At 65.4% G+C, this 8438-nt stretch carries 8 protein-coding genes and 1 pseudogene; all 9 read left to right on the top strand.

What is annotated here, in order from left to right; all coding sequences use genetic code 11:
- Positions 1 to 930: pseudogene (locus tag HG250_RS12845) on the top strand (hypothetical protein); the annotation flags it as partial.
- Between the two features lie 80 nt (positions 931 to 1010).
- Positions 1011 to 1856 (top strand): sulfurtransferase, encoded by an 846-nt coding sequence (locus tag HG250_RS12195; protein WP_170005603.1) that lies wholly within the window; start codon positions 1011 to 1013, stop codon positions 1854 to 1856.
- Between the two features lies 1 nt (position 1857).
- Complete coding sequence (gene metC / locus HG250_RS12190; RefSeq protein ID WP_170005602.1) at positions 1858 to 3102, top strand: cystathionine beta-lyase; 1245 nt, start codon at positions 1858 to 1860, stop codon at positions 3100 to 3102.
- Positions 3099 to 4244 (top strand): mechanosensitive ion channel family protein, encoded by a 1146-nt coding sequence (locus HG250_RS12185; protein WP_420821335.1) that lies wholly within the window; start codon positions 3099 to 3101, stop codon positions 4242 to 4244. Before metC ends, HG250_RS12185 begins: the two co-directional genes overlap by 4 nt.
- Before the next feature lie 81 nt (positions 4245 to 4325).
- Entirely contained in the window at positions 4326 to 5156 is an 831-nt protein-coding gene (cobA, locus tag HG250_RS12180) for a uroporphyrinogen-III C-methyltransferase (RefSeq protein WP_170005601.1), read from the top strand.
- Positions 5153 to 5452 (top strand): DUF2849 domain-containing protein, encoded by a 300-nt coding sequence (locus HG250_RS12175; protein ID WP_170005600.1) that lies wholly within the window; start codon positions 5153 to 5155, stop codon positions 5450 to 5452. The genes cobA and HG250_RS12175 overlap by 4 nt, the downstream gene beginning before the upstream one ends.
- The gene (locus tag HG250_RS12170) at positions 5452 to 7086 is read left to right on the top strand and encodes a nitrite/sulfite reductase (RefSeq protein WP_170005599.1); all 1635 of its coding nucleotides are present in this window, start codon (positions 5452 to 5454) and stop codon (positions 7084 to 7086) included. The genes HG250_RS12175 and HG250_RS12170 overlap by 1 nt, the downstream gene beginning before the upstream one ends.
- A complete protein-coding gene (locus HG250_RS12165) occupies positions 7079 to 7582 on the top strand; it encodes a DUF934 domain-containing protein (RefSeq protein ID WP_170005598.1) in 504 nt (167 codons plus the stop codon). The genes HG250_RS12170 and HG250_RS12165 overlap by 8 nt, the downstream gene beginning before the upstream one ends.
- Positions 7575 to 8438, top strand: coding sequence for a phosphoadenylyl-sulfate reductase (locus tag HG250_RS12160; protein ID WP_170005597.1), 864 nt, complete (start codon positions 7575 to 7577; stop codon positions 8436 to 8438). Before HG250_RS12165 ends, HG250_RS12160 begins: the two co-directional genes overlap by 8 nt.

The following is an 8438-nucleotide window of genomic DNA, read 5'->3' as shown; positions in this document are numbered from 1 at the left end:
ATCTCAACTCCGCGCGCCGCCCCGCGCGCGCAATCGGCCGATGCCGGTGCCGCTCCGCCGCGAGCCGGGGCAACGCCGGAGCCGTCGATTCCGCCTCAAGCCGATCCGCGCCCTGCAATCGATGCCGAACAGGCGGCGAGCGTGGGAGATGCGGCAGCAGCGTCCGCGACTGTGCCTCCGATCCGGCAATCCGCAGCTGAGCACTTGCCGGCTGACCCGGATAGTGAGGAAAGCGGGACATTCGGGTGGCTGGCCATCATTCTTGCGATAGCCGCTGCTCTTGCAGCGATCCTGTTCTTCCGATCGAAAAAGCCACGGGCATCCGGCAGCGCGCCGGATGCCCTGCCCCCTGCAGCGCAGCCGAAACAGCGCCCCGCCTCTTCCGCGTCTCGCCCGGATGCTGTTCCTTTGCCGGCCGCCCCTCCGAATGGCGCGCCTGTTTCGCCCACCCGATCAGACGAACCGCTGGACATGATCGTGGAGCAGATCCGCGCATCGCGCAGCATGATGGCAATTACCTTCAACTGGCGCTTGCGGCTGACCAACAACACCGCTGCTGCTATCGAAGGCCTGCAGCTTTCCGGCGATATCGCCTGCGCGCATGGCCAGGTGCCGACGGAACAGCAGCTTGCCGGTGAAGCCACCACATTGCCGCATCTGCGCCAGATCCCGGCTGTTCCCGCAGGCGACAGCGTTGAACTCAAGGGCGAAATGCGCCTCCCCGTCGCCAATATCACCTCCATCAGTCAGGGTTCCGCCCCGGTTCTGGTACCGCTGCTGCGCCTGAGGATCGGCGGGCCTTCGCTGGATCAGCAAACCCGCAACTGGGTGGTCGGATTGCAGGGCGAGGCGGGCGGGCGGCTTCGGCCCTTCCCGCTGGGCGACCGGCTGCAGGCTTTCGGCGCGGCGGGAGCGCGATTGCTCGCCTGACCTGAGCGGCCCCCATTCCGGCCCAAGGCATTCGAAGCGGGCACTCGACGCGGGCGCGCGGCACGGCTAGATCGGAAGACATGCTTTCTCTCGTAACCACGACATGGCTGGCCGATCAGTCCGGTGCCGCCGACCTTGTTCTCCTCGATGCATCGCTGCATCTGCCGGCGGCGGAGCGCGACCCCGAGGCGGAATTTACCGCCGGACATATTCCGGGGGCGCGGTTCCTTGGCCTGTCCAGCCTGACCGATACGCAATCCACCGTACCCGCCGCCCTGCCGCGCAGCGACCAGATGCAGGACCGGCTGCGCGCGCTGGGCGTGGCGGAGGACAGCCGCATCGTTCTTTACGACGACAGCGCGCTGCGAACCTCGGCGCGGGCCTGGTTCATGCTGCGCCGTGCGGGGCTGAAGAATGTCGCCATTCTCGATGGCGGATTTGCAAAATGGAGAGCGGAAGGACGCCCGATCTCGAAGGGCGCACCCAGTCCTGCCGCCACGAATCTGACCGTGGAGCAGGACGACACCCTCGTACGTGACAAGGCGGATGTTCATGCGAATATCGGCACCGGCACCGAACAGATGGTCGATGCGCGGGATGAAGGGCGCTTCACCGGCGCGATCCAGGACAAGGTTCACGGGCTTGCCGGCGGGCACATTCCCGGCGCGCGCAATTTGCCATTTACCAAGGTGCTGCACGACGATGGCACCTATCGCGATCCGGCGCAGTTGCGCCGCTTGTTCGGCGCTGCGGGCATCGACCTCGACCGACCTGTCGTGGCGAGTTGCGGCAGCGGGGTAACGGCATCGGTGCTGCTATTCGCCATGCATCTGGCGGGCAAGGACGATGCTGCCCTGTATGACGGCAGCTGGAGCGAATGGGGCGCCGACCCTTCTACCCCGAAGGAAACCGGAGCCGCCGCCTGACATGGCAGCGACGGACGGCACCGATACCGACCCGGCGAACCCGCACCGCCGCCAGCAGCCCGGCAGCGGCACCCGCCTTGTGGAAGCCGGCCGGCGCGAGGAGTGGACCGGCGCGGTCGTCAATCCGCCGGTCTGGCGCGCGAGCACGCATCTATATACCGACGTCGCCGCCCTGCGCGCAGGACAGCGCAGCAATGCGGACGGCGCATTCTTCTATGGCAGGCGCGGCGCGCCGACCCAATGGGCGCTGGCCGACGCGCTGACGAGCCTCGAGCGCGGCGCACATGGCACGATGCTCTACCCCAGCGGCACCGCTGCCCTTGCCGGGGCGCTGATGGCGGTGCTTTCCCCGGGCGATGTCCTGCTGGTGACCGACAATGCCTATGAACCGACCCGCAACATGGCGACCGGCATTCTCAGGCGCTTCGGCGTCGAGAGCCGCTTCTTCGCTCCCTGCGATCTGGATGCGTATGGCTCCGCTTTCTGCGAACGCACGAAGGCCGTCATGCTGGAATGCCATGGCAGCCTGACGATGGAGGTGCAGGATATCCCGGCCATGACGGCCATCGCCCGTGACAAGGGCGCCATCAGCTGCATCGACAATACATGGGCAGGTCCGCTGGGCTTTGCGGCGCTGGACCATGGGTGCGACATATCGATCATGTCGCTGAGCAAGCATGTCGGCGGCCATTCCGACCTGATGATGGGCAGCGCCACTGCCGGCGAACGCCATTACCGCAGCTTGCGACGCACCGCGCAGGCATTGGGTCACGTCGTCTCTCCCGATGATGCGGCGCTGGCGCTGCGCGGATTGCGAACCATGGCCGTCCGGCTGGAGCGGGAAACCGCAAGTGCCCTCGCCATTGCGGAATGGTTGCAGGGGCGCGCGGAAGTGGCGCAGGTTCTCTGCCCGATGCTCCCCGGCGCACCCGGTCACGACATCTGGAAGCGCGACTTCACCGGCGGCTGCGGCCTGTTCAGTTTCGTGCTCAAAGGTGCCGACGATGCCATGCGAAGCCGCTTCATCGACGCGCTGGAACTGTTCGGTATCGGTTACAGCTGGGGCGGGTTCGAGAGCCTCGCCATCCCCTTCGACCCTGCCCCGATCTGCTCCGCCGGCGCATGGCCGCCAGGCGGCGTGGATGCGCCGAAGGGGCTGGGCGTCCGCCTGTCGGTCGGGCTTGAGGACGCAGGCGATCTGATCGCCGATCTGGAACAGGCTCTTGCCGCCATGGTGCGCATATGACTCCCGCCGAGATCGCCAGCCCCTTGCCCTCGCCCGAGGCCGCGGCGACGGAGGCTGTCCTTGCCGTCCAGCCGCCGCCGATGCTGGAAGGCACGAATCTGCCGCTCCTGCCGGAAAACATCAATGCGCCGGTCGAGGAGCCGGTCGGTGCGGCGGAGGGGCTGCGCGAGGTGGTTTCCGCCCAGAACGAAACCGCCGCCGGCCTGATCGAAACGCTGGACGCGGCGGCGCTCACGCTCGGCGAAACGCGCGTTTCCCTGTGGGATGCGGTCGTCGTCCTTCTGGTCTTCATGGCGATCATCGTCGCTGCGTGGCTGTTCAGCAAGCTGGCGCACGGCCTGCTGGCGCGGATCACCAGGCTGGACCCGTCGCAGCGCCTGCTGTCGGAGAAGCTGATCAGTGTCGGTGTCTGGGCCATCGCGATTCTCGTCGGGATCGACCTGCTCGGCGTCGATCTCACCGCCTTCGCGATCTTTTCCGGTGCCTTCGGCCTCGCCATCGGTTTCGGCCTGCAGAAGACCTTCGGCAATCTGATCGCGGGGATCATCCTGCTGATGGACAAATCGATCAAGCCGGGCGATGTCATCGCGGTCGCCGACATTGCCGGCAACGAAACCTTCGGGCAGATCCAGAAGATCGGCATCCGTGCGGTTTCGATCACCACCAGGGACGAACGGGAATATCTGATTCCGAACGAAAATCTGATGGTCAACCAGGTCGAGAACTGGTCCTATTCGTCGAAGAACGTGCGGATGCAGATCCCGGTCGGCATATCCTATGGCTGCGATATCGATCAGGCGGAAAAGCTGATGCTCGAAGCCGCGAAAAGCTGCCGCCGGGTGCTGGAAACCCCGCCGCCGACGGTCTGGCTGCAGAAATTCGGCGACAGCAGCGTGGATTTCACCATCCACTGCTGGATTCGCGACCCGGAAGACGGGGTCGGCAATGTCAAATCCGAGGTGCTGAAGAACCTCTGGCACCTGTTCCAGCGTGACGGGATCGAGATCCCCTTCCCCCAGCGCGACCTGAACCTGCGCGGCAACGAACAGTTCGACCAGTTGATCGCCGCCATATCGCAGCGGATGGGCAAGGATGCAGGCGAGGCCGGCACCGATGCCGGTATGGGTGGCGGCAAGGCCTAAGCCTTACCTGCCAAAGAAAACTGTCCGGGCGAGAATGCATTCTCGCTGGCGGGCCTCGCCCAGCGCGGCCATTTTCGCATCATGCATGAATTCGACGATCTTTCCGCCACGCCGCCGCGTAATGATGACCGCAGCGCCGGTTGCGGAGATGGCACTGTCTATCTCGTGGGCGCAGGCCCTGGCGATGCCGACCTGCTGACCGTACGCGCGGCGCGGCTGGTTATGGAGGCTCGCCTCATCGTCCATGACGGTCTGGTCGATCCTGCCATACTGGCGCTGGCGCGGCCCGATGCCCGGCTGGTCTCGGTCGCCAAGCGCCGGTCGCATCACAGCGTTCCCCAGCAGGATATCAACGCGTTGATGGTGCGTGAGGCACGGGCCGGGCGCGATGTCGTTCGCCTGAAAGGCGGCGATCCTTTCATCTTCGGGCGCGGCGGCGAGGAAGCCGAAGCCTGCCGAGAGGCCGGCATCGGCGTGGAGATCATCCCCGGAATCAGTGCGGCCAACGGCGCGGCCGCAGCGGCGCAGATCGCATTGACGCACCGCGATGCCTCCAGCATCGTCAGCTTCGTCGCGGGCCAGTGCAAGGGTCTGGCGGAGCAGGATTGGGCAGGTCTTGCCGGCAAGGGCCGCACGCTGGTCATCTACATGGGCGTGAAGACCGCGCCGCAGATCGCCGAAAAGCTGATGGCGGACGGGCTTGCGCCGGATATGCCGGTTGCCGTCATCGAGAATGGCGCCCGCAGGAACATGCGCGTGTTGCGCGGGCCGCTTGCGGGCCTTCCCTCGCTCGTCACCGATCATTCTGTCGTCAGCCCGGCCCTGATCGTCATTGGCGAGGTGACGGCGCGCGGTGACGCCGAGATCAACGCGCTGGCCCTCGAGGCGGCTCACGAAGAGGCGGCTCGATGATCATTCTGACCGGAAACGATCTCGCCAGCGGGGCGGTCACCTGGTGGGCTGGCAGCGAATGGTCGCGCGATGTGGCCGATGCCGTGGATGTGGGCGAGGAAGCCGACGCCATCGCCGCGCGCGAGGAAGCGGCGCGGCGCGTGAACGTGCCCTATGCCATCAAGGCGGAGATCGGCCCCGATGGTACCGTGCGCCCCGCCCACATCAAGGACCGGATACGCGGCCTTGGCCCAACGGTGCGCCCCGACCTCACTCTGAAACCCGGCGACGCAAATGCCGTCCACGAGGTAATCTGATGTATCGTTATGACCATTGTGACCAGGCCATGGTCGATGCGCGTGTCGCGGAGTTCCGCGACCAGTGCCAGCGCCGGCTCGACGGTCGGCTGAGCGAAGACCAGTTCAAGCCGCTTCGCCTGATGAACGGCCTGTATCTGCAATTGCATGCCTATATGCTGCGCGTCGCCATCCCTTATGGCACCTTGAGCGGCGCGCAGATGCACATCCTGGCCGACATTGCCGACAGGTACGACCGCGGCTATGCCCATTTCACCACCCGGCAGAACGTCCAGTACAACTGGATCAGGCTGGAGGATGCGGGCGACATCCTGGCCGATCTCGCCTCGCGCGAAATGCATGCCATCCAGACCAGCGGCAATTGCATTCGCAACATCAGTTCGGACCATTTCGCAGGGGCTGCTGCTGACGAGGTCTGCGATCCGCGCCCCTATGCCGAATTGCTGCGGCAGTGGTCCAGCTTCCACCCCGAATTCAGCTATCTTCCGCGCAAGTTCAAGATCGCGGTGATCGCCAGTCCCACCGACCGGGCCGCGATGAAGCTGCACGATATCGGCATCAATCTCGTCCGCAACAATGAAGGCGAGCTTGGCGCGGCTTTCTACGTTGGCGGCGGCATGGGCCGTACCCCGATGATCGCGCCGCTGATCCGCGAATTCGTGCCGCTGGATCAGCTGATTACCTATGCCGAGGCATGCCTGCGCGTTTACAATCGCCACGGCCGGCGCGACAACAAGTTCAAGGCGCGGATCAAGATCCTGATCCACGAACTTGGCGCGGATGAATACCGCCGCCAGGTCGAAGCGGAGTTCGAGCACCTGCTCGCGCAGGACATCGAACCGCCCTTCGCCGAACTGGAACGGCTACGCGAATTTTTCGGCGATCCGGGTTTCGAGGACCTTGCAGAAGCGGAACTCGACCGTTCCGATCCGGAATTCGCATTGTGGGCCGACCGCAACACGCACCCGCACAAGCAGCCCGGCTATGTCAGCGCCATCGTCAGCCTGAAGCCGGTCGGCGGTATTCCGGGTGATGCCACGTCCGCGCAGATGCGCCTGATGGCGGATCTGGCGACGCAATACAGCTTCGACGAATGCCGGGTCATGCACACGCAGAACATCGTCCTGCCCCATGTGCGCAAGGCCGATCTGCATGCGCTGTGGAGCAGGCTGGACGAAGCGGGCCTCGCCACGCCCAATCTCGACCAGATCGACGATATCATCGCCTGCCCCGGCCTCGATTACTGCAGCCTCGCCAATGCAAGGTCGATCCCGGTGGCGCAGAAGATCTCGCAGCGCTTCGCCGCCAATGGCAAGGGCGATACATTGGGCGAATTGAAGCTGAAGATTTCCGGCTGCATCAATGCCTGCGGGCATCATCATGCCGGCCATATCGGCATCCTCGGCGTCGATCGGAAAGGCGTCGAGAACTACCAGCTTCTGCTCGGCGGCAGCGAGGCGGACGATACGTCGCTCGCCAAGATCACCGGGCCGGGTTTCGACGAGGACGGCATCGTCGATGCGGTGGAAACCGCCACCGACGTCTATCTGGCCAACCGGGCGGATGGGGAGCGCTTCCTCGACACCTATCGCCGCATCGGCATGGCCCCTTTCAAGGAGGCGCTGTATGGTTGAGCATTCCGCCGTCACGCAATCGGAAGCGGAAGGGCGCGGCCCCGAGGCAAGGCCGTTCCTGCGTTTTCGCGACGACGATCCGGTGGGCGATCCTGCCGTAACGGTCGATGCCTTCCTCGGACAAGGCAACGCGACCGCCGTACGCATCGAACCCGGCGACGATACCCGCGACCTTCTGCCGCATCTGGAACGCGTCGCGCTGGTGGAGGTGAACTTCCCCAGCTTCGGCGACGGGCGCGGTTATTCGGCGGCACGTATCCTGCGCGAGGCAGGATACGCAGGTGAACTGCGCGCCGTGGGCGACGTGCTGGTGGACCAGATCGCCTATATGCGCCGCTGCGGCTTCGATGCGTTCGAACCCGGCGAACCATTGAATGCCGATGATGTGGATGCGGCGCTTGGCCGCTTCCCCCATGCCTATCAGCAGGCCGCCGACAGCGCGGTGCCGATCTGGGCGCTGCGCCACGGAAAGGGTGCAGGCGACCACGATGGCTGAAGCCGATCCCCGTCCGAGGTCCGGCGCGTCCTCACCCGTGCGGCAGGTGGACCGGATCGACACCGGTCCGCGCTTCACCGATGCCGATGCCATTCGCCTGAACCGGATGTTCCGGGGTGCAGATACGCATGAGATGCTCGCCGCCGTTCTGAAAGACGGATTGGCGGGCGACGTGGCGGTCGTGTCCAGTTTCGGCGCCGAAAGCGCAGTTCTGCTCGATATCGTGGCGCGGATCGATCCTGCGGTGCCGGTCCTGTTTCTGGAGACGGGCAAGCATTTTGCCGAGACGCTTGCCTATCGTGATACCTTGGTAAGCCGCCTCGGCCTGACCGGCCTTCGCAATCTGCTGCCGGATCCGGAACTGCTGGCAGACAGGGACGAGAACGGCTTGCGCTGGTCCTACGACCCGGACGGCTGCTGCGATATTCGCAAGGGGGCGCCGCTGGCGCGCGGCCTTGCCGGCTTCGATGCGACGCTGACGGGGCGCAAGGCATTCCAGTCCGCCACCCGCGCCACCCTGCCCCGCTTCGAAGTCGATCATTCCGATGCCGAGGGCCGGTTGAAGATCAACCCGCTGATCGACTGGACACCCGCCGATATACAGAACTGGATGCAGGCGCATGATCTGCCGCGCCATCCGCTCGTCGCCGCAGGTTACCCCTCCATCGGCTGCGCGCCCTGCACCAATCGGGTCGCACCGGGCGAAGATCCGCGATCAGGTCGCTGGAAAGGCTGGGACAAGGTGGAATGCGGCATTCACGCGCCCGGGGGCGATGCCGGGGCGCCGCAGGATGCAGCGGATGCCGCCCCTGGCAGCGACGAGCGGCCGGACGAGACGAACCAGCCCTATTTCTGA

Source organism: Pseudopontixanthobacter vadosimaris (assembly GCF_012979275.1).
GTDB lineage: Bacteria > Pseudomonadota > Alphaproteobacteria > Sphingomonadales > Sphingomonadaceae > Pseudopontixanthobacter > Pseudopontixanthobacter vadosimaris.
The sequence above is the reverse complement of the archived record's forward strand: the minus strand, read 5'-3'. Positions and strand labels throughout refer to the sequence as shown.

Excerpts from the sequence above, each read along its gene's own strand:
- metC (WP_170005602.1), top strand. The coding sequence starts at position 1,858 with ATGGCAGCGACGGACGGCACCGATACCGACCCGGCGAACCCGCACCGC.
- HG250_RS12195 (WP_170005603.1), top strand. The coding sequence starts at position 1,011 with ATGCTTTCTCTCGTAACCACGACATGGCTGGCCGATCAGTCCGGTGCC.
- HG250_RS12165 (WP_170005598.1), top strand. The coding sequence starts at position 7,079 with ATGGTTGAGCATTCCGCCGTCACGCAATCGGAAGCGGAAGGGCGCGGC.
- HG250_RS12160 (WP_170005597.1), top strand. The coding sequence starts at position 7,575 with ATGGCTGAAGCCGATCCCCGTCCGAGGTCCGGCGCGTCCTCACCCGTG.
- HG250_RS12175 (WP_170005600.1), top strand. The coding sequence starts at position 5,153 with ATGATCATTCTGACCGGAAACGATCTCGCCAGCGGGGCGGTCACCTGG.
- cobA (WP_170005601.1), top strand. The coding sequence starts at position 4,326 with ATGCATGAATTCGACGATCTTTCCGCCACGCCGCCGCGTAATGATGAC.
- HG250_RS12185 (WP_420821335.1), top strand. The coding sequence starts at position 3,099 with ATGACTCCCGCCGAGATCGCCAGCCCCTTGCCCTCGCCCGAGGCCGCG.
- HG250_RS12170 (WP_170005599.1), top strand. The coding sequence starts at position 5,452 with ATGTATCGTTATGACCATTGTGACCAGGCCATGGTCGATGCGCGTGTC.